We start from the raw sequence: 24,065 nt of genomic DNA, 5'->3' as shown, positions 1-24,065 counted from the left end.
GGTAAATTTTTAAGATTATTGATAGTTGAATTACACTAGTAAGCTTCAGCAATAAGATGAATATTGAGATCAAAATTGTTATAGATCAATGTGTCGCCAAGATTGGTAAAGAAATTAGAAGACCTGAATTTGATGTTGAATTTCGTTCTGTCAATCACTATTTTAGTATCTAAAACAGCAGTATTATCTGTTTTTACGATACGTAGACTCGTATCGATAGAATGAGTAATGCCTTTTATGGTAAGATATCCTTTTACATAGTAAAGATTTTCATTACCAGGTTCTGCATGAGTGATCTCGAAATAAGCTTCAGGAAACTGTTCAGAATCAAAAAAATCATCAGAAGCCAGATGATTGGCAAACTGTGCATTGGTTTCTGCATCCTCAATATCAAGGATTTTGATACTGCGGGTATCAATAGTAAATTTTCCAGATATAGGTTTTCCCTCTCCGAATATAAAGTTTCCTTCTTTTACACCAATTGTACCATTGTGAGCGCCGGTTACTTTTCTTCCGACCCAGTTGATGGTACTATTTTCTTTATTGACTTTAAAATTTTTTGTGTCCATTTTTATTGGGTTTAAATATTGACACAAAGTTCAGCCGATCGGAAGTAAAACTTACGTGATGTACCTCACAAAATACAAGCGAGGAAAAACGGTTTTAAAGATGATAATTATTGATGAAGTCTGCTCAGCGTTTCTCTGGTTACTCCAAGATAAGAAGCGATGAGGTGTTTCGGAACCAGATTGTATAACTGAGGATACATAGATAAAAGCTCCTGATAACGAAACTTAGCATCATTATTCATGAAAGAAAGCAGACGTTTTTGCGCAGCTACATAACCTTTGTTGGTTCTCCATCGGAAAAAATGTTCAACCTCATGAATTTCACTGCAGATTTTTTCCCTGTCTTCGTTGGAAATAGCCAGAATTGTAGCATTTGTGATACAGTCTACATTGATGGTTGCCCTTGTTTTATTGTACAGTGCATCAAAATCTGTCACCCACCATGTAGGCATAGCAAACTGGAGGATGAACATTTTCATACTGTCATTAAGATAAAATGCTTTCAAACAACCTTCCAGAACAAAATATTCATGGTTCACAAAATCACCTTCCGAGATCAGGCTTTGCCCTTTTTTTAAAGTAATCAGATTAAAATGTTCAAAAACATAGTCAAGTTGTTCTTCAGTAATAGAAGTGAATTTAGAGATGTGATCCTTTAGTATTTCTTTAGAATTGGCCATGATATGCAATGAATATTCAAAAGTAAGTTTTTTCAGGATAATTTTAATTTAAAAACAATCAATAATTCCTGTGCTTGATTTCCAGTGGGTTATATTATAAGGCTTCTATTTATTTTTCTTATATTTAAACAACACAGATAGAAATGCTTTTAACAAAACAGGATTTATAACGACACATTAAAAAAATTAAAACTATGGGAATATATTTAGCGCCCGTTATTTTCTTTGGGCTTATTATTTTGTTCGCTTCATTCTTTGTGGTTAAGCAGGAAACAGCGGCTATTATTGAAAGATTTGGGAAATTTCGGGCTGTAAAACATTCCGGCCTTCACCTTAAGCTGCCAATCATAGATCAGATTGCTAAAAGACTGAATTTGAGAATTCAGCAGCTGGATGTAATGATTGATACAAAAACATTAGACAATGTTTTCATCAAAATGAAAATTTCCGTTCAGTATCAGGTAATCAGAAGCCAGGTAGGAGATGCTTACTATCGTCTGGAAAATCCTGAAAATCAAATTACTTCATTTGTTTTTGATGTGGTAAGAGCAGAAGTTCCAAAGTTGAAACTGGATGATGTTTTTGTAAGAAAAGATGATGTTGCGATTGCAGTGAAAGGTGAGCTTCAGGAAGCTATGAACAGCTATGGCTATGACATTATCAAAGCTTTGGTAACTGATATTGATCCTGATGAACAGGTAAAACATGCCATGAACAGAATCAATGCTGCAGAAAGAGAAAAAACGGCTGCAGAATATGAATCTGAAGCACAAAGAATCAGAATTGTAGCTGTAGCAAAAGCAGAAGCGGAATCTAAAAAACTACAAGGGCAGGGGATTGCCGACCAAAGAAGAGAAATTGCAAAAGGGCTTGAAGAGTCTGTGAGAATGTTGAATAATGTAGACATCAATTCTCATGAAGCATCAGCGCTTATTGTGGTAACACAGCATTATGATACATTACATTCGGTAGGAGCGAGCAGCAGAAGTAACCTTGTACTTCTTCCCAATTCGCCTACTGCAGCAAGTGGGATGCTGAATGATCTTGTAGTAGCTATGACTACTGCGAATACCGTAGGAGAGGTTACAAAAGGAAAATATCCTGATCCTCCTCAAAAAGAAGCTGGATTTTAAATAAAGAGAAGGTACAAGGAAGAGAGAAATAAAAGTACAAAGATGAATCATTTGTTGACTTTTCCCAGTTGACCAAAGTAACTTCGGGCTTCATTCTTCCCACTTCCATCGTAAATAATAAAAAAAGCTCCTGAAAATTTCAGGAGCTTTTTTTATTATTTCTTCGTTTTAGAAATTTGTTCTATCAGTGTGTATTTGATTGAAGAAGCATCTGCCGGCGGGTTCGCAATTTTTTCAGTTTTTACTTTTAAAACATATTCGTAACCCGGCTCATAGGTGAAACCTTCAATATTGCTGTAGAAATTCGTCCAGCTCTCAGAAGCATTCTCTTTTACCTGCATACACTTCATACGCCCTGCTCCTGCAGAACAGTCTACAGTTTGTGGCCCTACGATAATTGTTTTTTCATTAGCCGTCATTTCAGTTTTCTTCGTTTTAGAAACCTGCTTTACCAAAGTGTATTTTATAGATGATCCATCAGCTGGTGGATTGGTAATTTTTTCAGTTTTTACTTTTAAAACATATTCATATCCCGGTTCATAAGTAAATCCTTCAATATTGCTGTAGAAATTAGTCCAGTCTCCGGAAGCGTTTTCTTTTACCTGCAGACATTTCATAGGAGCTACACCTGTACAGTCTGCTGTTTGTGGTCCTACGATGAAGGTAGCTTCATCACCTGCGGATGCATTGGCTGTGGTTGTACATTGCGTCATTGCGAATAATGCTAATGCGGGAGCTGCCCCTTTTAGAATTGTTGCTATACTTTTCATAAACTTGATTTTCCCCATACCTCACAATTACCATGCCGAACTTGGCTTTCCAGAATTTGTAGTACTTCTGCTATTGCTTTTTATTTTTTTAATCATTTAATTTGAATTTCTTAAGACACTAACCAAAACATAATTCTTATAATAAATATGGATAATCAAATGCAAGTTGAAAATTACAGGATTCAAAAACCTGAAATGTGGGCAGGAAATATCGGGGATGAGGAAATAATAAGCCGAATCAAAGACTCCGAATTTGCCAAAAGACAAATTGATGAAGGCCGTGACTACTGCTACTTTTTAGACAAAAAATATTATACCAGCAATACGGAAAACAGCGAATATGTCTGTATGGCTTATACGCTGAACGAGCCGGGAAATCTGGAGAGAGCTTCCGTGTCTGATGTTATTGTGGAGGAAAATGAAGTCTATCAGATTCACAGGATCAGTGTTTTGAGAGACGGGGTGCTGATAGACAAAATTCCGGATACGAATATTAAAGTTCTTGACAGTGAAAACCAGAGCAGCGGAGGTGTTTTAAGCAGTAATAAAAAAATCAACATTACTATTAAAGACCTCAGACTGTATGATGTACTGATTTTAGAAGATTCAAGAATTAAAGAATTTACAGACCGGGATTTCCTAAGAAAGGAATTCTCAAAATATGTATGGGTAAGTCCGGATAATTATTGGGCTTATGGCAGTTTTAAATTTACGTTCATCAATGAGCGCGAGCAGACAATTGCCTACAAAAAAACTTTTTTCAGAGATGAACAGGGTAACGTTCTTGAGCCACAGGTAAATCATTTGAAAAAAGGGGAGCGGTTTGTAATTGAAGAACAGAATTATATCAATCCTGTAGATTCCGGACGAGAGATTTTCCCTTATGTGGATTTTGCTACTGAAAGCAGCTGGAAAGATCTTTCCAACTATATAGTGCCTATTTATGATGAGATTTTCAATACCTCTTCCTTACAGGATTTTGCTCCGAACCTGATAGAAAAGCTGGATGCTATTGCTGATCAGGATGAAAAGCTTCAGTTTGCCATAGAATATGTTCAGAATCATATCTACTATATCTTCAATGCTGATGAAATGAATGGGCATAAGCCACAGGCACCGTCTGTAACCTATGAAAATAAGCAGGGAGATTGTAAAGCGAAATCAGTTTTGTTAAAAGTGATTCTTGATTATATAGGTGTGGATGCTTCCGTTGTACTGGTGAATTTCAATACAGATTATTATATCAAATATTACCTTCCGTCATTGTTAAGTTTCAATCATGTTGTGGTAAAAGTGAATTACAAAGGTCAGGAATATTTCATTGATGCCACGATCCGTGATGAATTTGGTCTGATCGAGAACAGAGGATTCATGTACTTTATGCATTATCTGGAAGTGAAAAAAGATCAGGAACTGCAGGTAAGAAAGCCTTATAAATTCCCTTATTTCTGCATTGACGAAAAAGTAGATTTCAATGTACAGGGGACTGTCGGAAAGCTTACTCTGTCCACTACTTACAAAGGAAGCAGAGCCAATGCCATGAGAAGGTATTTTAAAAGTACCAACAAAAGAGAAATCATAGACAGCTGGAACAGTTTCCTTTTCTATGCACTTAATTATTCCGGTGACAGAAATGGTACGGATGTACGAAATGTATTCAAAGATGCAGCTATTGATGTGGTAAGCGATGATAAAAGACTGAATGAAGTCAAGATTCAATATTCTGCTGTCGTAGAGAGTCCTTATTTTGTAGATCCACAGAAAAACCGTTTTCTGATGTACTTTGACCGAAATGTAATAAAGGCAAGTGCACGGGATTTTATGCATAAAGATTTACCGTTCTGGCATAACTTTGACAGTGAGAAATATGAGATCAACCTGCATACGGATCATAAAATTGATACTGAAGAAAAATATACTGTTCAGGAAAGCACCATTGCCAATCCATATTTTGATTATAAAAGCCGTAAAAAAATAAATAAGAATGGGGCAAGTGTATTTATTGAATACAATCCTCTCATTAATATTGAAATTCCACAAAGTGAATTTGAACAGTTCAGGACAGATCATCATACCATTGCCGACAGCAATTTCGGACTGGGAATTGATATTATAGAACCAGGTCTGATGAATAGGCTTAAGTTCAGTTTTAAGAAAAAATTCAAATAGTATCTTTAAAGTTCAAAATTTAAAGTTTAAGGTTTAAAGTTTCAGCGGGCGGCGGAGCCGCCCGCTGAAACTTTTATTACAGTGTATCCGTTTAAAAATTATCAAAAAAATATAGATTTATTTATGTGTAAGATATTTTGTCTTGCTTCTTTTATAGCAGTTTCATCTCTGATGAATGCTCAAAAATTAACCAAAGAAAATGTTACAGGATTCTGGAAACTGAAAGAAGCCGGATTTTATGAAGATAAGAAGAAAGTAGTAAAAGAATTCGATAACTGCCGCCTGATGAGAAATTATGCCATCAGAGAAGATGGTTTTGCTATTTATAATTATGTAGAAGGAAATACAGGGGACTGCAGTCCATCTGAACCAAGACTTTCTTTTTGGAGAATTGTAGAAAACAGAATTCAGTTTTATGTAGATGATAAAAATATCCTTGAAGAAGTGGAAGTAACAATGAACAAAGATAATACAATAACCTTTTCAAGTTATATCCCTAAACAGAAAAAAGTAGATGGAGATGCTCTTGCTGAGAAAATAGTAAACACCATTCACTACGATATACTTGAAAAACAATACTGATCGTAAACACAAAACTTTTTGATGTATGAATTACGTAACGATAATTTATCTTGTAAATTTGGTATTGTATGCCATGTATTTCTTTGGAAAAACCGGAAGTGAGGTTGCATTGTCCGGTCTGGATTATACGGTTTCCGGAATCCTATCCCTCTTTCTTATCTTTTCAGGATATCTGAATGCAAAAAAAGGAATGATATACAGAACTGTTCTGTGGATGTTTTTTGTGAATGTGTTTTTATTTATTTGCTCCGGTTTATTTGATCAGTTTGGAAGCAACTTCAATATTCTTTCTACAAGTAACAGTGACAGTTTCCTTTTTTCACTGGCACTTCTTGTTTATAACGGATACCTTTTTCCGTTAACGGTTATTCTTGATGGTTCTGGTTTGGCACTAATAGTTCCTGTGGTATTGTCATTTATTTTGCCCTCATTGGGATATTTGATAGGAAAGAAGTTTCATCAGGACAAACAAAATCCTACTGATTTATAGTCATTGCGAACCGAAGGTAAAGCAACCTCAATAGAATTCAAAAGCAGCGGTTGAAAAAGCGCTAATATGCTAAGGGTTTTTATCTCTGATAAAATTTGAGCAGTACCTGTGTCATTCCGAGCAAAGCAAGGAATCTAAACTTCAATGTCTCTCACAGAATAAAACAAATTAAGCAGATGATTATAAAAATATTTTACTGCTGTTCCTGCTTCTGAGGCTGATTGCCAGCCCCAAAGAATTTTTGTTTACCGATTAATAATTCAAAAAACAATCTGAAATCTGAGATAAGAGACCATAAAGGATACTTAAAAGTTGCCGGTTTATTTCTCTCAATCACGGCATGACTGAACCAGGCAAATCCATAGCCTACAATCGGGATGTACCAAAGAAATCTTTCTTTTCCGGAGCTGATAACATATCCTATCACGAAGAATACGAGAAACGTTCCGATAAAATGAAAAATTCGGGTTCCGGTTTTACTGTGTTCTGTAAGATAAAACTGATAAAACTCTCTGTATGTTTTGATTCTTTCAGTCATGGCAGTCTAGTTTGTTGATTGTATAGAAGTTAAAGCAATAATTCTGCCGATTTTTATCAGATGTTTAGAAAAACAAAAAGGCAAAATCGCAAATCAGTCTTTCCATCAGGTTTAACCTATTTGCCATTTTGCCTTTTCGCAATTTTATTTATTGCTTACTTAGCTGTTCTTTAATTCTTTTCCCAGTTTACTGTTCTTGTATCCATAGCAGAAATAAATAACCATACCGATCAGGAACCACATTCCGAACCAGAACCAGTTTTCATGGCTCATTCCGGTAAGAAGATACAGACATGAGCTTAACCCAACTAGTGGAATCAGTGATAAGTTCTTGATAAAAGCTACTACACATAAGATCAGATTGATGATAATAAAGAAGAAAATAGAGGCTCTGAACTCTCCTTCGTTAGGGTCTGACCAGTTCATCAGATTGTCAAAAAACTCCGGCTGCCACTTGTAGAAAACTAGTAAACTGCCAATGAAAACAACGGGGAAAATAATTTTGCCATTCACATATGGAAGGTGAAATCTACCTTTGATTTTCTCTTTGGCAGGAAGCATAAGTACCCCTGCACATACCAATACGAACGCGAAAATAGTCCCGATACTCGTAAAATCAAGGATAAATGTTTTATCCGTAAACAGGATAGGAATACCTACTACAATTCCGGTAACCACAGTTGCATAGGATGGTGTTTTATATTTAGGATGCACCTTCTGAAATCTTGCAGGCATCAATCCATCACGGCTCATTGCGTACCAGATTCTCGGCTGTCCCATCTGGAAAACCAATAATACTGTAGTAATGGCTACGATCGCAACGAAGGAAACGACAAGCTCCATCCAAGCTACATTGGCATTTGTTTTTTCGAATATGAATGAAAGAGGATCTCCTACACCATCGAATTTTTTATAATCTACCATTCCTGTTAATACCAATGTTAAAGCAATATAGATTACCGTACATAATACAAGAGAGATGATCATTCCTTTTGGTAAGGTTTTCTGTGGATCTTTAGTTTCTTCAGATAGTACACTTAAGGCATCAAATCCAATATAGGCAAAGAATACTCCGGATACTGCACTCATTACTCCTGCAAAACCATTAGGCATAAAAGAAGGAGTTCCTGTTGTAGGGCTTACCGGAGTCCAGTTATCAATACTGACATAGGATACTCCAACAAGGATTACTAGTACAATCACTCCCAGTTTTAAGATAACCAGAGAGTTGTTAAAGTTTTTGCTTTCCTTTACTCCTACATAACAAAGCCATGTAATTAAACCGTTAATAACCAATGCCGGAATGTCTACAATAAATTTTAAACTTCCAATTAATGGTGCTGTTTTCCAAGCGTTTAGCAGTTCTTTGTTTTCTGAACCATATTGAACTGCTTTTCTTGCTTCTGTATAGCTGCAGGTAAGGTAGTCAGGAATATGCATTCCGAGGCGTCCCAAGAAACTCGTGAAATAATCTGACCAGGAAAAAGCTACGTAAATATTTCCAAAAGAATATTCCATAATCAGTGCCCAGCCGATAATCCATGCAATCAGTTCTCCAAAGCTGGCATAGGCATAGGTATAGGCAGAACCTGCAGTAGGAATTCTGCTGGCAAATTCAGCATAGCATAAAGCAGTAAACCCACAGGCAAACCCACAAATCAAATATAGAAGGATTACACCGGGACCACCTCTGAAAACGGCTTCTCCTAAACTGCTGAAACTCCCAGCTCCGATAATCGCCGCAATACCAAAAAATACGATGTCCCACACACCTAAGACTCTTAAAAGTCCCGTTGAAGTATCTGTATCTGAATAGATTTTTCTTCTAAAAAGTTGACTCATTCAATAACTATATTTGATTTGAAAAAAAGCAAATGTAATGATTTTTTATTTTGATGTTAACAGTTGTTAAAAACATTTGGGTAAAAATACTCAGACAAAAGGCCTTACTCTTTATAAACAGGGATTTCCACATAGCTGTCATTGTACCATTTTACTTCCAGAGGTTCTCCGGAATCTTTTATCGTTTCATCACTTACATCTTTACCCGATCCATAATTGATCTGCCAGTTGGGACTTTTATTAACCCCAACTAATAAGAGCAGTTTGCTTCCTTTTTCTATCTTTTTACTCATAAAATAGGAATTGTTAATTGGAATTTGCTCCATTTTATTTGGTTCAAGAAGCTGTCTTTTTTCATTGTTCTTTGCATAGCTGGCTCTCACAATATGAGTGGACAGTAAGGAAGACTTTCCATCCGGCTGAATCTGGTACAGATAAGTATCCGTATCAAAGTCCTTTTTGTTGATGGAGACATTGAAGAATCCTGAAAGATTTCCACTGATGATCATATCCTTATCCAATACTTCACTTTCAAAAGCAATTGAAGTAGTCATTTTTATGCTGTCTTTTTTGCTGACTTTGTAGTAAATGTCTTTCTGATCTCTGTTTTTAAAATCAACAACTTGAGTTGTGAAGTTTTTAGTCTCAGGCTTATTAAATACCGAAGAAGTGTTTTTCTTGTCCTGAAGGTAAAATTTCAGGGTAGAAGTATGCATTTTATCAAGATCAGGAACGTGTTTCCATGTATTGGTATTCATTACCTGAAAATTGATTCTATCTTTTAAAATTTCCGGTTTTTTACCTCCTTTAAGAATATAATCAAACCATGAAAAAGCAAGGTCATCAATGCTTATTCTGGCCACCGGATCAATAGGGTTTCCGTTCACATAAGTAAAACCGAAACTCTGTGCTCCTCCATGATTATAGGGACCTATTACCAAATAATGGTCTGCATTTTTATTGTACTGATGATGTTGCTTGAAATAATAAAGTGCACCTATCTGATCGTCATCATAATATCCGGTTGTCGTCAGAATTGGAATATTGATTTTAGAAAAATCCTCTTTGTAAGGTACCATTTTCTGCCAGTATTGGTCATATCCCGGATGATCCAGCCAGCGTTGGAAGATTTTGCTGGGTTTACCGCTTATGGTGTCCAAAGATCTGAATGATTTTCCGCTTTTATACCATTCTGTATTGATTAAATTCCATTTTGCAAAATTACCAAAGTCTACTTCATCCGTAAGTTTATTGTTGGTGACATACTGTATCCACTGAAGCATATAGCTCATGAATATATTATTCTGAGCAGGATAATCTATCCCGATTCCTACTGCAACCTGTGGTACAATCGTCTTTAATGCCGGATGCAGTTTTTTTACTGCCGCCCATTGACTAAAGCCTAAATAGCTTCCACCAATCATTCCAACTTTTCCATTGCACCATGGCTGTTTGCTTACCCAGTCTATGACTTCGTAGATGTCTTCTGATTCATGCTCAAAAGGGTTATTTACATTATTACTGTTTCTTTTGCCGCGGGTATTGACTACAACTCCTACATAATTATAAGTAGCAGCTCTCTTTCCGAAGAATTCATCAAATGGACCTGCATAAATATTATTGGTAAGAATAACAGGAAGTGGAGACGTGTTTTCCTTTTTTCTGACAATGGTAATCGTTAATGTATTTCCGTTTTTTATCTTAAGATCCCTGGTTTCAACAATGAATCTTTCTTTATCTTTTGAAGCCAGCAGCTGCATCACTTGAGGTTTGATGCCGGAATAAGTTTTATAGTTCAGATAACTTTTGCATAGCGCTAGAGCGGTTTTGTAATCAATACTGTCATTGTTCTTTTGTTTGTCCAGTATCTCTTTCATTTGTTTTCTGAATTCTTTCACATTGCCGTCAACTGCAAGACCCAGTCTGGGAATCAGTTTTTCCGGAAGGCTTTCATATTTTTGGTTAAATGATTTTTGAAGCGCAGCGGAAAAGGTAATGTTGCCTTCCTTCTGCGCCAGTTTAGCCATGCTGTACAATTCAAACCCCATAAATCTATATCCTCCCATATTATGATCGGCAAACAGGTTACGGTTTTCAGATAGAGTAGTAATCGAGGTTTTATAATCCTGCGCTACCATCTGTAAACGGAAAAGATTGTCCAGAAGGTCGATCCTGTTTTCCGGTTTATACTTTTCGGATTGAAGTTGGGGGATCACTTGCTGGGCAAGTCCCGGCATCTGTTTTTCCAATATAAGAGAGTCTGTAACGGCTGTCTTTGGAAAGTAAAATTTTTGTGCCTGCATGAGGTTTACAAAAATTAATGCTAAAAGAATCTTAAATTTCATGGAATGGTGTGTTTATGGTATGTTTTTAGCTGCTGTTGAGAAAGTATCAAATTAAAATATGTTTTTGATAACGGTTTATTAAAATTGTTTACATTTTATCAGACGAAAGTAGTAAATTTTATCATTGAATGGTGAGAAAATTTTCTTCGTTATTAATTTGCTATTTAAGCCTAATAAATTGGTTAAAACTTGCTTAAACAATAAGTTTTTAATATTTTCGTTAACTTATTTAGACTAATTTTCTTATATCAAGAAGAATGAAATCAAAAAAAATACTTTTAGCGGCTGCAGTAATTTATTTCGGAATCTCCGATGCTCAACAGTCCCAATATTTTACCCAGAAAGAAAATTACAGATTCAATCTAGCTGAAAATCTTTATCAGACCAAAATATACAACGCTTCTCAATACGAATATGCAAGACAATATTTCTACAATCAGAATTTGTCCCGTTCTAAAAAAGAAGCCGCGCAGTTTTTTGATAATGTGATTGGTGTGATTCTTCAGAAAAATCATGCTGAAGAAGGATTAACAGCTTTCATGAAAGAATATCCTAATTCTGCTTATTTTGCACAGGCTAATCTTCCATTGGCAGATTACTACTTAGCAAAAAAAGATTTTGATAAAGCTTTGGAGACTTTGAAAAAAGTAAACCAGTATCAGCTTTCAAAAGAAGAGAATACACAGTATATTCTGAAGCTTGGGTATGCAAAATTCATGACGGGTGATTCTAAAGGAGCTATCGATGCCCTGGAGGAAGCTTATAAAACAGCAGATCAGTCTCAAAAAGGAGATATTGCCTATATGCTTGGGCATTTATATTACAGCAACAGGCAAAATGATAAAGCTTTCCAGTATTTTGATTCTATAAAGGATCAGGATAAGTTCTCAAAGCTGGTGCGTCCTTATTATGTACAGATGTATTATAATGATAAGAACTATGATCAGGCGATTACAGAAGGAACAGCTCTGTTAAACGAAAATATTTCAGATTCTTATAAAGCGGAAGTTCATAAGATCATCGGAGAGAGTTATTTCATGAAGAATGATTATACATCTGCTTATCCGCATTTGAAAGATTATCTGAGTGTACAGCAGAATCCATCTGAAAACGATTTGTATGAGATGGGATTTGTGGCTGCACAGCTGAAAAAATATGATGAGGCGGTTTCTTATTACAACCAGCTTCTGAACAGCAATTCTGCACTGGCACAGAATGCTTACTACCAGTTAGGAAATGCTTATCTGGCAGTAGATAAAAAGCAGGAAGCTCTTTCTGCATTCCGTTCTTCTTATCAGATGGATTATGATGCGAAAGTGAAAAAACTGGCTCATGAGCAGTATGCTAAATTAAGCTACGATATCGGTAACCCGTTTGAAAGCCCTTCTGCGGTGATCCAAAGCTATATCAACGAAAATCAGAATGGGGCCAATGATTCAGAAATGAGATCATTATTGGTAAAATCATATCTGTATTCCGGAAACTATAAAGAAACCCTGAATGCTATTGACAGATTGCAGAGTTCCACTCCTGAGATCAATAAAGTAGATCAGGAGGTTTCTTATTTATTGGGAACTGAAGAATTCAACAAAGGAAATTATGACGAAGCTGAGAAATATTTCTTAAGAAGTCTTGGTTTCAATCTTAATAAAGAATTTAACAGCAGAGCTTTATATTGGCTGGCACAGGTGTATTACCAAAAAGGAAATTACCCATCTGCCATTGTACGTTATGAAAAGCTTCTGAACGAAAATTTCCCTGAAAAACAACAGCTGCCTTATGATTTAGGATATGCTTATTTTAAATCCAAAAAATTTGATCAGGCTGCAACTTACTTCAAACAATATCTTACCAATCCGAAACCTGAATTTAAAAATGATGCAGAACTTCGTCTTGCAGATATTCATTATGCCAATAATGATCTGAACGAAGCCATTGCCATCTATGATAAAAATGAAGATGCAACGGATTATACTTTGTACCAAAAAGCAATGGCTTTAGGATTCAAAGGAGATACACAGGCGAAGATCACGAACCTTAAAAATCTTTTATCAAAATATCCGGGTTCTGAATATTACGATGATGCTCAGTATGAAATAGGAACAGCTTATGCGGCTCAGGATGATTTTGCCAATTCCAATGATTATTTCGGAAAAGTAATTAAAGAGTCTTCTGACAAGGATTTGATCGCCAATGCTTCTATTTACAGGGCACAGAATTATATAGACCAAAACCAGAATGATAAAGCGCTTTCTGAACTGAAATCTCTGGGTGAGCAGTATAAAAATACCGCTTATGCTCAGAAGGTCGTTCAGGCAGCAAAACCTATCTTCACGAAAAACGGTGATGTTTCAGGCTATGAAAGTTTTGCAAGAAATATTGGTGTGAATGTGGATGCTTCTGAAATTGATGAGATCAACTTATCTACCGGAAAACAATTCTTCTCTAAGAAAGATTATAAGAATGCAATTTCTTATTATGAAAAGTACCTTACACAAAATCCGACAGGGGAAGGATTGTACCAGGCAAAGTATGAATTGGGAGAAAGTTATTATCAAACCAACAATTCAACAAAAGCTTTACTTGTTCTTCAGGAAGTTGCTGGAATTCAGAATGATTACCAAGATGATGCACAAACTCGTTTAGCTCAAATATTCCTTGCACAAGGGAATACAGCAGAAGCTAAAAAGTACCTCGAAGGCATTAAAAACTCTTCCAACATCAGCATTAAGAATTATGCAAATGTTGAGTTGATGAAACTGTATGCAGAAGAAAACAATTTCTCTGAAGCTGAAAAATTAGCCAATGCAGTAATTGCTAATTCTAAAAACTCAGCTGCCGTTATTGAAACCGCGAAAGTGATCAAAGCAAGAAGTCTGATGAACTCAGGAAAGGATAAAGACGCACAGTCTGCGTATACTTCTCTTGAAAAATCATCCAACACTTCGGTAGCTGCAGAAGCTTTATATGCAAAAGCTTATTATCAGAATAAAGGTAAAGCGTTCAAATCTTCTAATGAGACGATCTTTAAGCTTGCCAATAACTATGCATCAGAAGAGTTCTGGGGAGCAAAAGCTTTGGTATTGATGGCGAAAAATTATATTGGCCTGAAGGATAACTACCAGGCAAGTTATACATGTGACCAGATCATTGCAAACTATAAGGATTTCCCTGAAATTGTTGCAGAAGCGAAAGAGGTTAAGAAACAGATTAAGAAATAGTACATGAAGGTTTTTAAAATTGCTATCTGTTCTTTCTTAGTTTCGGCTTCACTCTGGAGCTGCATTCCATCATACAGTGCATATCCTAAAGAGTATAACCGTGCGAAAGCTGACTTTCCAAAGCAAAAAGCTTTTGTAGTGAATAAAAATCTTGAGAGAGAATTTAACATTTTAAAACATTCAGATATTTATGAAATTGTAGAAGACAGTACGAATGCAGCTAAAATAACTCTGCATCCCATGATGACTCGTACTCCTTCTTGCGGAAACCCAATGATAGGAAGTATGATTACAGTCGGGTTACTGCCTTCGGGATTTCCGTACGACATTTCTTACAGCTATGATGTAGCTGAGAACAGTACAACGAAAAATTATCAATACAAATTACAAGTTTATCAAAGCCTTTGGCTGTTTAATATATTCAGACTAGGGAGAACTTTTTCAAAACAGTCAGGGAAAGCTTTATTAGGGAGCTACATTGCTTCCAATAAATAAAAACCCGTTATATATTTTTTTCAAATAAAGAAAATATGAACAAGAAAATTCAAATATTATCCATATTATTTTTAGGGGTTTCGTCGGTGGCGTTTTCCCAGATCAAGGAGGAAAAACTGGTTCTTAACAAAAAAAGAGAGCCGGAAGTGAAGAAGATCGAGAAGAAGAAGACTTCTGTGGAAACTATTAAAAACTATCCGCCGGAAGAGAAATCGCAGACTCCTGTGAAATATACCATTACGGATGTTCCTGCCGTTTCTGATTTCAAAACTTCAACAATTCAGGGAGAAGATGTAGCCCCAAAATTTGACGGAACGGCTCAAAATAATTACTTCCAGATCGGAATGGGTAATTATGGTAAAGTCTTAGTAGATGGAAACATATCCAAAACTCTTGAAAATAAGTTTGAAGTAGGAGCAGATGTTCATGTTCTTTCTACGAATGGTCTTAAAAAAGAGTATGACTGGAAATCCGGGCAGACTTCAGCTAATATTGGTGCTTTCCTGAACTCTTACGGAGAAAAAGGAAAATTCAATATTAATGCTGAATATGGCTTAGACAACTATAATTATTACGGGATCTATGCAATGCAGCCTACTGGTGAGCTTGATCTGAAACAAAAGGTCAATCAGTTTAAGGTAAACGGTTACTATGATTTTTATTCCAATGAAATCTTAAATGATGTAAGGGTAAAATCATCTTTCCTGAAAGATCATTTTGATGCTCAGGAAAATCAGGTTTCCATCCTTGCCAACTTTTCCAAGCATGCCGTAGAATTAGGAAAATCTGGGATCAATCTGAATGCCGATCTTGGCGTAGGATTGGATGCTGTGAAGACCGATTTCGCCATCAGAGATAAAAACTCTTCCAATTTCTTCAATACCAGCCTGACTCCGAAAGTAACGTTCAGAAAAGGAGATTCTTATTTGATGTTAGGATCTACATTCTCTTTCCTGAAGGCTAAAAATTCCAATGATCAGCTGGAACAGCAAAAAAATAACAAAACTTACTGGTTCCCTCAGGCAGAATTCCAGTTTGCTGCTGCTAAAGAATTCAAATTCTATGGTGGAGTAGACGGAGGTCTGAAGCTGAATACTTATGGAGATATGTTACAGACAAATCCATTCATTCTTTCTGACCAGTTTTTAAAGCCTACAGAGACGAAATATCATTTTTATGTAGGACTGAGAGGAGATATCGACGAAACGCTGAAATACGACTTCTCTGCAGGGTATGGAAAGATGAGGGATATTATGTTCTTTAAGGCCAACGGTCTTTTTGATAACACCTCTGTTAACCGTTCTGCATACAATTTTGCCAATACATTCTCTGCAGTGTATGACGATGGAAATGTAAGCGATATCAAAGGTAGCGTACAGTATTTCCCGTTAGAAAACCTGATTTTAGATGGAGAATTAAGATTTACCAAGTATGATCTTAAGAATTATGACAATATTTATAACGTTCCATTGTTCAATGCGAGCATCGGGGCAAAATATACAATGCTTGACAAGAAACTATTGTTAGGATTTAAAGGAATCTTTGCAAGTGACAGAACTACAAACTCTTATGCAATCGAAGGTGTGGGGGCTCCTAATGTAATTTATCAGTCTACGGAGAACACCAATGATAAAGTTGGAGGATATGCTGATTTAAATCTTTCTGCAGAGTATAAAATTCACAAAAATTTCAGTATTTTCGCACTCGGAAATAATCTTCTGAGCTCAAAATACCAGACGTACAAAGGATATAAAGTCCTGGGTGCACAAATTCTGGGAGGAGTGAAAATTACTTTCTAAGTAAATAATGAGTAATTAATAATAAACTATATTTGTATACTTATTATTAATTACTCATCAAAATGGCTTCGTAGTTCAACTGGATAGAATATCGGATTTCGGCTCCGAGGGTTGGGGGTTCGAACCCCTCCGAAGTCACAAGGCTTAAACCAATCTCATAGAGGGTTTAAGCCTTTTTTATTTTTTGAAAGCGGGTTAATTAGTAACAAAAACGGTAACGATTAATACGTGTGAAAAATCTAAACTTCAGATGAGCCCTAGAACTTTCTTAGTCTAATTTCCAAACTTCTTGACGTGTATCCTTTTCTCTGATACTTTGATGATAAATGGTTCAAGATTTATTATTCTTCCCGCCTGAACAGTAAATTCCCGGCTTATTTTCTCAGAATAGGTGTTGGCAGGTAATGAGCTTTCTACAAGCTCAATTCTGTAATTTCCAGATCCTAGGAAAGAGCCAATTTCGCCATTGTCGTCGGTAACTACATGTTGGATAAACTTATCTTTATCATAGATGTTGAAAATAATTCCTGCCGTTTTAGGATCAAATTCCAATGCTTTTTTAGGATCAAATTCATAAGTGATTTTTCCCTGCATTGTTCCATTTTGATGGAGTGGAACCTGAAGAGAATAGCTGTTTCTTTTCACTTCAAACTCAAGTTCATGATAATACCATCCTTGCTGGATCACCTGTTTTAGCATATACTTGCCATACGGAATTGCTTTGTACACAATTTTACCACTTTGATTTGTTTTGAAAGAAACATTGTTGATCATAATAATGTAATTTTCAGCACTTTGGTCGCCTTCATCATAGACACTATTATTATTGTTGTCATAAAATACAAATGCTGTTATTTCTCCTTTTTTACTGGCAATAAGTCTGTTAGGTTGAAAGTTCAGTGTGACACCTGCTTCAATGGTAAAAAAATTATTGCTGAAATTGTTGGAAGAATAATTGAACCAGGAAGAATTCAGGAATATGCCATATCTTTCTTTTGTATATTTCAGGTTAACGAACCCGGAAGGAGACTTGCCATATAAAATATCATCCGTATAGGATAATCCCGAAGTAATATTAAGTTTTTCGGCTAACAGATTTTTGTTAACAAAAGCAGATACTGAAAATTTCTTATAGATGACGTTCTCATTGAAATTTCTTGATGAAGCAAACTCAGAGAGGTAATAGCTGCCATGCTGATATATTCCGTTTATATTAAACCATTTATAGCTGTAGTTTCCAGTGATCTTCATCTGGTAGTCCGAATTGTTGCCATCAGGGTATTTGACCGCTCCTGCTTCCAGTGCCAATAATGAAGAGTGTTTTCTGTTATTGCTGATCCATGTTGTATTTTGGCTGATTCTAAACGCTTTCAGCGTTTGCAGTTCCTGATTTCCTGAAGTATCAAAAAAGTTATTATAGCTGTTAGAACTTTCCTCCTGATACTGAGTGCCCAAAGCAAATCCAAAATTTTTCCTTTTCGCGAAGTTGATTCCAATATCTCCTCTTATGGTATTGGATTTGAAATCATTGTTGTACGAGTAAAATTTGGGAGAAAAGTTAGAGATCATCACATTTGCATACAAATAATGGTTTTCAAAAACAGGGGTTGAAAAATTCTGCTGTATTTGTAGCATTCCTCTTCTGTTTCCGGGATAATAGTCGCTGCTGTAGAAGTAGTTTCCATTCAGATTGACTTTTTTGATAGTTCCTGAATACTGAGTTTCCAAAGCCAGGGAAGGTTTGGTAAGAGATGTATTTTCGTGAAAACTCAGACCACTGTATACTTTGGAATTCATTTTCCAGTATTCATTGAAAGAATATTGAATATCTGTGCCTAGTACATGATGATTCGCTTTTTCATAAGGATCATTTTTAAAAATATAAGTTGCTGAGAAATTTTTCGATGCATTTTGAGCGCCCAATATTCCCCTGGCGTACAATCCGTATCCGTACTTCAAAAAAGAATTTCTTTCAATAAGGCTGAAACTCTGATCTACAAAACCTACTTCTATTTTCTTTTCTTTATCAGAAGAAGTATAAGCATATTCTGCACCTCTTCCAAATAATGAAACTTCCATCATTTTACTGATATTCCCTAAGGTGAATTCACTTTGTTCTCTGTGATAAGATACATAGGTATTGCTTACAACAGGATCACTTTGATTGTTCAGCGTATAAATATTACCGCGTATAAACATATAGCCCGAAGGAAGATTAAAGCCGCCTGATCCTATCAGCTGATACATATCTGTAGTGTTGCCGACGCGCCTGTAACTGGCAGTAATGCTATTTTTGCTGTAATTTGAAAACAGATCAAACTCCATATCCTGATAACGCTGGGTAGAAGAAACATTTTGCACTGATATAGAAGTAGTACCAAAGATTTCCTTGTCTGGCTCTCTGAAACCGACGATATTAACCGTAAACTGTGAGCTCTTCAGCAGATTTCCGGAAGGCAGAAACCGAAAAACAAATACAGAATCTTTCTGTACATCAATAGTTCCTTTTTTTTCGATAAAAAGGTTCTTTTGGGTAGCTTCGGGGATTTTAAATACAATGGTAACATGCTGCTTTTTGTTTCCTAAATTGGAAACCCTTGCCCGGACTTCCAGAGAATCCTTATTAGTTCCCATGTAGACAACAGGATTTTCAGCTGTTATCTGCATATTATTGTTCTCCATCACCACATAGGGAAGGTTCTTTTTTACAACCTGTTGATTTTTTTCATCGGTAATGGTGAATGTGAGATCTGTTTTACCCGAAATGATAGTGTTACTGGTCAGTATTTTTATGGGAATAAACAGATTCTGGCTGGGATTCAGTTCTATTTCAGAATTGCTGTCAGAAATTGTTCTGAAACCTTTTGGAGTCTTAACTTCAACTCTGCCTTTAAAATATTTATTTCCATTGTTTTTCAAAACGAGCAGAATCTCTATAATGTTAGGATTAGCCCGATTAGGCTCATTACGGATCTCCATGTTTATATCTGTGTCAGTCTGAGCCGAAATCCAGATGGAAAACGGGACCATAATAAAAAGTATTATTTTCCTGAACAGCCTGTTATGGAGCATTATAAATTATTGAGGAGTAATCTCGAATTGAAGGGTTGTCGTATAATCTTCTGCTTTAGCATTGATAAATCTTTCATCATTAGGTTTAGTAGAATACTTCATGTCATAATAAACATCAGTATTCTGTGTAGAACCACCGGCAGCGATAAGTTGTGGCATTGTACTCAGCAAAACAGCAGATACAGTTCCCATATTGCCTGAAATAGGAATCAGATTAAGCTGTACTGCATCAAGAGGCAGAAAATTACCAGAAGAAGAACTGAACTGAGTCTGAAGGGATTTTAATTTGATCTGATAATTCGTATTGCTTTTTACAATCAATGCATTGGAATAAGTCACACTGGCTCCATTTACATAATCCTGCATATTTTTAAATTCCAGATTACCGTTTATTGCAGAAGCTCCAAACTTCATAGACATCTCCGGAATATCCGTTGGGGTTCCTGAAAGCGTACCGATCTGAAATTGAAAATTATGATCTACTGTGCCAATGATGTTATTGTACTGATCATAGGCCGTAAACTGTAATGGAGCTGTAAAAGTAATCCAGGCAGGATATGCTCCCAGATAGGTTCCTCCTGCCAGATTCATGCTGTATTTAATCTGAAGATTATAATAACCATTTGGTTGTGCTGGCTGATTAAATATGGCAGCGTTTGACTGGGGAATTAAGAATACTTCTTGCCCTTCTTTCAAAATCACATTAAGCGGCATACCAATTTGTGGAATGGATGGCACCGGATTGGGGTAAGCCTTTCCTGATGATGAAACCGGCTGAAAAGAAATTTTATTCGCGGGTAAAATATAATTCCCTTTATTTGACATAATAGGCTGCTTCAATCTTACCGAAACTCTCCAATAAGGGATGTTGATATTCCCATTACCAGATAAAGTAAGTGTGTATGCATCCGGATTTGTATTGCCGTTATAAGAATTAATCTGCAGATAACCGTTTACCCATGAGCTGTATGAAATTTGTGAAAAACAGCTCATAGAGATCAATAATAGGATAAGACACAGTTTTTTATTCATGCGTAAAATTCAGTTCTGCCAGCTCCAGATTATTGTTGTCACCATAATCAATCATTACTGATGCTGTATATTTCCCTTTTGAAAGTGTTGCAGGAAGAGGTATAATCACTTCTCTTTTATTTCCCGGCATAGTATAGAAAATAATCTGGTCAAGGGATACTTTATTGCCGTTTTCTGTATTGACAAGTTCCGTTTGTATTTTCCCATCTGTCCATATATTACCTTGATTTTCGAATAAGATGCTAAGATCTTTTTTTGATTGGGCTAATGTAAGATTATGGATTTCAATTTTTTTACTGGCTTTGGCAGTTAACTTATGAAAGAGTTTAATTCCTGAACGAATGCTTACTTTTATATTGGCTCCTTTATTATCCACATCATTCACAGGATTCATCTGACTGACATACAGAACAGCAGTATGGGCTAACATCTGATCTGATAATGTACCGGGAGGAGTGATGGTTACATCAATATCTTTTCTTTCCCCTGGAGCTAAAGTAAAATAGGTATCTTCATTTTTTATGGATATCCAGCTGGCGCAAGATGTCGGCAGTGTATTGGCTGGAGACATTTTGTTTTCTCCTGTTTCATTATATTCCCAGTCACCTAAACTGACAGCCATGTCCAGAGAGTTTTTTGCACTTACATTGGTTACTGTTACTTTCTGGGTAGTACTTTTTCCTGCATCAGATTCAAAATAAAGTCTAGGAGGAGATACTGATACTCCTGTCTGAGCCTTGATTGGAGAACAGAAAAAAAGTAAAGAGAATACAATGAAGATATAGGATCGGTTCATTATTATACTTTGCTGTTAAAGTACAGATAAAGTGCTACAATTTGTAACACTTTATCTGTAGTAGTTTATATAATATCTAAATACTTATTGAGAAATAATAGTATACGTTAACTCTGTTGTATAAACGGTAGGATCCTGACCTGCAATATAATTGTCAAGATAAGCATTGGCTCCTGCTCCTTTATATTCAATGTTAATTTTTTTGTCTACACCACCATTAGCGGATGTTACTAATGTAGCTTCGTTAGCTGAAAGCTGTACATTCTGTGCATACTGAGCTCCGTTAAGAACTTCAGTTCCTGCACTGGCCTTAATTTGAATTGTGTTGGCCTGGATATTCTTTGCTCCACTTTGCAATGCTGCATTAGCACTTTTTACTTTAACCTGAAAACCTCCGGTACTATAAATACTTAAATGGTCAGCATTTACAGAGGATACTCCGTTTGCATAATCATCTTTGGTTTTATAGTCTAAGTTGACAACTTTTTGAGCAGGATTAACAATAAGGGTTTGAATAGGTTTTAATCTAACATTTAATGTTACATTTTGTTGAGCCTTGAATGCAACAAAACCAAATAGCGACATTGAGGCTACAATATATTTCTTCATAAATAACGGAGTTTTAATAGTATATTAATTCTTGTTTTTTTTCAGGTGCAAATTTAGAAAGAGGTATAGGTACTTATTTTGTGAAAAAGTACTAAAGATTTGTAAATTTGGTTTTGGAAATAATCTTGCTGAAAAAGAGTATTTTATAAAGAAATATGGAGGTTTAAGTTAATTAAAAATTAAAAATATTGTTAATGTTGTTAAATCAATATTATATTATTGTCAATTTACTAAAAATGAATAGGTGAAAATTTAAAAAAATAATATTTAATGCATAGTAAATAAGCTGCAGATCGGCTTATTGAGAGATTAAAGTTAACATCATAGAAGTAGACTTATCTTTAAACTGTTTTATAATTTTATCTATTTTTTGATTTATCATGAATTTTTTTTCTATAACTCCATTCTGACTTTTGATGAGATTATACTCATCTTTATCATCCTGCTGAATTCCTAACTGAAAACCTGATGGACTTGAAATGATAACAGCGTTCATTTCCGGCTGGATACTTTCATCTGTATCATCAGTCATTTCACTGTCACCTCCAAGTGCCAGCATTTGTGTAGGATAAAGTCTTACATTCACCTGAACATCATCTGCCTGCGCATAGATACTCATGGAAACAAAAAGGAAAATTACTGAAAAAAAACATCTTTTCAACATATATTAATTTTTCACTGATCTGTTATTTATCCAAAAATACAATATTATTTTTATATTATTTCATTTCTGAGGGATTTTTTCCTGTATGTTTCTTAATAAAGTTACTAAAATTACCTTCATCGCTGAATCCCAGATCATAAGCAATTTCAGAAATGTTGTGGCCTGAGAAACTAAGGGATTTTTTGCATTCATTGATCAATTTTTCAATAATAATATGTTTTGCTGTTTTTCCCAGAACATACTCAGTCATTTCAGTTAGTTTTCTTGGAGTGATATTGAGTTCATTAGCATAGTGGGAAACCTTTTTAGCCTTTTTATAGTCCCTCTGTAAAAGAACTTTGAATCTATTGACGTAGTGGAGATAGTCAAATTTGATATCTTTTTTCAGTGTTTCGGCCGGGATATGCAAAAATGCATCCAGTATCAGTCTTTCAATAGCGTTATGGGCAGCAGAAACATATAAACTTTCATCTTTGTGCTGAAAGTTGTGCATTCTTCCCATAAAAACAATGTTCATTTCCTTAATATTTTCAAAAGGTGCTATAAAAACATCAGAATCATAATTAAAAAAAAGTCTTGAATTGATAAACATGCTATCTTTTGCAGATCTTTCATAAAAACTTGATGAAAATGTAATTATATAAATCTCACCGCGTTTAGTTTCTCCAAATACAATTTGTTTTTGCGGGCCTACAAATGCTATATGACCACCTTTTATGGAATATGGAATGTTTTCTACCTCTAATGTGATATCTTCTATAATGATATAGATACAGAAATATTCGAGTGTATTAAAACTTCTTTTATTATTATTTCTCTGTATTATATTATTTAATGTGTTGATGCTAAATCCTAAATTTTTTAAATGATCTGTAATAACGTACATAGTAATAAGCTTCAATAAAATGATTAATTTGTTCTATAAAGGCAGATTATACAGCTAAAATGGGCTCAAAGATCAAGCCATATGGTATAATTAGGATATTTAGTTACTTATTTTGAAGCTTGATTTGAACTAATATAAATGTATATAAAAATAACTATGTTTTAGCATTAAGTTCGGATTTCTTTTCTGTCAGATTTATTATCTGAAAGTTTGATTATAAATGGTAGTTACACTTAAGTATATTACTACTTTATCTTAACAATGTTAAATGTATTACTGTGCTGATGATGAGATGTTTTTACCTTGGCATTGAAAAAATCCTGCAAAATCAGTGATTTGCAGGATTTGTTTGCTTGGAGCTATTATTGTGATT

The 24,065-nt window shown here is 35.3% G+C and carries 19 protein-coding genes and 1 tRNA gene; 8 read left to right on the top strand and 12 right to left on the bottom strand.

The genetic code is table 11. The features are described 5' to 3' along the window. Positions 1 to 35: 35 nt before the first annotated feature. Together KIK00_RS06520 and KIK00_RS06515 are read right to left on the bottom strand one after the other, a co-directional pair. A complete protein-coding gene (locus KIK00_RS06520; RefSeq protein WP_255815747.1) occupies positions 36 to 569 on the bottom strand; it encodes a YceI family protein in 534 nt (177 codons plus the stop codon). Positions 570 to 676: 107 nt separating this feature from the next. Beyond that, positions 677 to 1,249 carry a Crp/Fnr family transcriptional regulator gene (locus tag KIK00_RS06515; protein ID WP_255815746.1) on the bottom strand — a complete coding sequence of 191 codons (573 nt, stop codon included), beginning with the start codon at positions 1,247 to 1,249 and terminating at the stop codon, positions 677 to 679. 194 nt (positions 1,250 to 1,443) lie between these two features. Between KIK00_RS06515 and KIK00_RS06510 the strand changes: the two genes are divergently transcribed. After that, entirely contained in the window at positions 1,444 to 2,382 is a 939-nt protein-coding gene (locus tag KIK00_RS06510; protein WP_255815745.1) for an SPFH domain-containing protein, read from the top strand. A 155-nt stretch (positions 2,383 to 2,537) separates the two neighbouring features. On the opposite strand, the gene KIK00_RS06505 is transcribed toward KIK00_RS06510, so the two are convergent. Further along, positions 2,538 to 3,152, bottom strand: coding sequence for a DUF4377 domain-containing protein (locus KIK00_RS06505; RefSeq protein ID WP_255815744.1), 615 nt, complete (start codon positions 3,150 to 3,152; stop codon positions 2,538 to 2,540). A gap of 159 nt (positions 3,153 to 3,311) precedes the next feature. Between KIK00_RS06505 and KIK00_RS06500 the strand changes: the two genes are divergently transcribed. From KIK00_RS06500 to KIK00_RS06490, 3 genes are all read left to right on the top strand, one after another. Next, positions 3,312 to 5,321 carry a hypothetical protein gene (locus tag KIK00_RS06500; protein ID WP_370647737.1) on the top strand — a complete coding sequence of 670 codons (2,010 nt, stop codon included), beginning with the start codon at positions 3,312 to 3,314 and terminating at the stop codon, positions 5,319 to 5,321. Between the two features lie 123 nt (positions 5,322 to 5,444). Continuing rightward, positions 5,445 to 5,903 (top strand): lipocalin family protein, encoded by a 459-nt coding sequence (locus tag KIK00_RS06495; RefSeq protein ID WP_255815742.1) that lies wholly within the window; start codon positions 5,445 to 5,447, stop codon positions 5,901 to 5,903. A gap of 25 nt (positions 5,904 to 5,928) precedes the next feature. Continuing rightward, complete coding sequence (locus KIK00_RS06490) at positions 5,929 to 6,393, top strand: hypothetical protein (RefSeq protein ID WP_255815741.1); 465 nt, start codon at positions 5,929 to 5,931, stop codon at positions 6,391 to 6,393. Positions 6,394 to 6,586: 193 nt separating this feature from the next. Here KIK00_RS06490 and KIK00_RS06485 read toward each other — a convergent pair whose 3' ends face one another. The 3 genes from KIK00_RS06485 to KIK00_RS06475 all read right to left on the bottom strand — a co-directional run bounded on the left by KIK00_RS06485 (position 6,587) and on the right by KIK00_RS06475 (position 11,118). Continuing rightward, entirely contained in the window at positions 6,587 to 6,931 is a 345-nt protein-coding gene (locus tag KIK00_RS06485) for a DUF962 domain-containing protein (RefSeq protein ID WP_255815739.1), read from the bottom strand. Between the two features lie 159 nt (positions 6,932 to 7,090). Continuing rightward, on the bottom strand, positions 7,091 to 8,773 hold the full coding sequence (locus KIK00_RS06480) for an APC family permease (protein WP_255815738.1): 1,683 nt from the start codon (positions 8,771 to 8,773) through the stop codon (positions 7,091 to 7,093). A 104-nt stretch (positions 8,774 to 8,877) separates the two neighbouring features. Continuing rightward, positions 8,878 to 11,118, bottom strand: coding sequence for a CocE/NonD family hydrolase (locus KIK00_RS06475; protein WP_255815737.1), 2,241 nt, complete (start codon positions 11,116 to 11,118; stop codon positions 8,878 to 8,880). A 257-nt stretch (positions 11,119 to 11,375) separates the two neighbouring features. Between KIK00_RS06475 and KIK00_RS06470 the strand changes: the two genes are divergently transcribed. The 4 genes from KIK00_RS06470 (at position 11,376) to KIK00_RS06455 (ending at position 16,771) form a co-directional block, all read left to right on the top strand. Continuing rightward, complete coding sequence (locus tag KIK00_RS06470; RefSeq protein ID WP_255815736.1) at positions 11,376 to 14,339, top strand: tetratricopeptide repeat protein; 2,964 nt, start codon at positions 11,376 to 11,378, stop codon at positions 14,337 to 14,339. A 3-nt stretch (positions 14,340 to 14,342) separates the two neighbouring features. Continuing rightward, entirely contained in the window at positions 14,343 to 14,834 is a 492-nt protein-coding gene (locus KIK00_RS06465; RefSeq protein ID WP_255815735.1) for a hypothetical protein, read from the top strand. A gap of 35 nt (positions 14,835 to 14,869) precedes the next feature. Further along, positions 14,870 to 16,633: a TonB-dependent receptor gene (locus tag KIK00_RS06460; RefSeq protein ID WP_255815734.1), complete on the top strand. Its 1,764-nt coding sequence runs from the start codon at positions 14,870 to 14,872 to the stop codon at positions 16,631 to 16,633. Positions 16,634 to 16,697: 64 nt separating this feature from the next. Beyond that, positions 16,698 to 16,771 (top strand) — tRNA-Arg (locus tag KIK00_RS06455). A 135-nt stretch (positions 16,772 to 16,906) separates the two neighbouring features. Here the strand turns inward: KIK00_RS06455 and KIK00_RS06450 are convergent. From KIK00_RS06450 to KIK00_RS06425, 6 genes are all read right to left on the bottom strand, one after another. After that, positions 16,907 to 19,663: a hypothetical protein gene (locus KIK00_RS06450; RefSeq protein ID WP_255815733.1), complete on the bottom strand. Its 2,757-nt coding sequence runs from the start codon at positions 19,661 to 19,663 to the stop codon at positions 16,907 to 16,909. Positions 19,664 to 19,711: 48 nt separating this feature from the next. Beyond that, positions 19,712 to 20,737, bottom strand: coding sequence for a hypothetical protein (locus KIK00_RS06445; protein WP_255815732.1), 1,026 nt, complete (start codon positions 20,735 to 20,737; stop codon positions 19,712 to 19,714). After that, positions 20,730 to 21,533 (bottom strand): molecular chaperone, encoded by an 804-nt coding sequence (locus KIK00_RS06440; protein WP_255815731.1) that lies wholly within the window; start codon positions 21,531 to 21,533, stop codon positions 20,730 to 20,732. The genes KIK00_RS06445 and KIK00_RS06440 overlap by 8 nt, the downstream gene beginning before the upstream one ends. An 84-nt stretch (positions 21,534 to 21,617) precedes the next feature. Beyond that, positions 21,618 to 22,142 (bottom strand): hypothetical protein, encoded by a 525-nt coding sequence (locus KIK00_RS06435; RefSeq protein WP_255815730.1) that lies wholly within the window; start codon positions 22,140 to 22,142, stop codon positions 21,618 to 21,620. Positions 22,143 to 22,440: 298 nt separating this feature from the next. Then, the gene (locus KIK00_RS06430) at positions 22,441 to 22,806 is read right to left on the bottom strand and encodes a hypothetical protein (protein WP_255815729.1); all 366 of its coding nucleotides are present in this window, start codon (positions 22,804 to 22,806) and stop codon (positions 22,441 to 22,443) included. Positions 22,807 to 22,861: 55 nt separating this feature from the next. Continuing rightward, a complete protein-coding gene (locus KIK00_RS06425) occupies positions 22,862 to 23,692 on the bottom strand; it encodes an AraC family transcriptional regulator (protein ID WP_255815728.1) in 831 nt (276 codons plus the stop codon). Positions 23,693 to 24,065: the final 373 nt, after the last annotated feature.

Source organism: Chryseobacterium sp. MA9 (genome assembly GCF_024399315.1).
Classification (GTDB): domain Bacteria; phylum Bacteroidota; class Bacteroidia; order Flavobacteriales; family Weeksellaceae; genus Chryseobacterium.
This window is presented reverse-complemented; position numbering and strand designations above follow the sequence as displayed.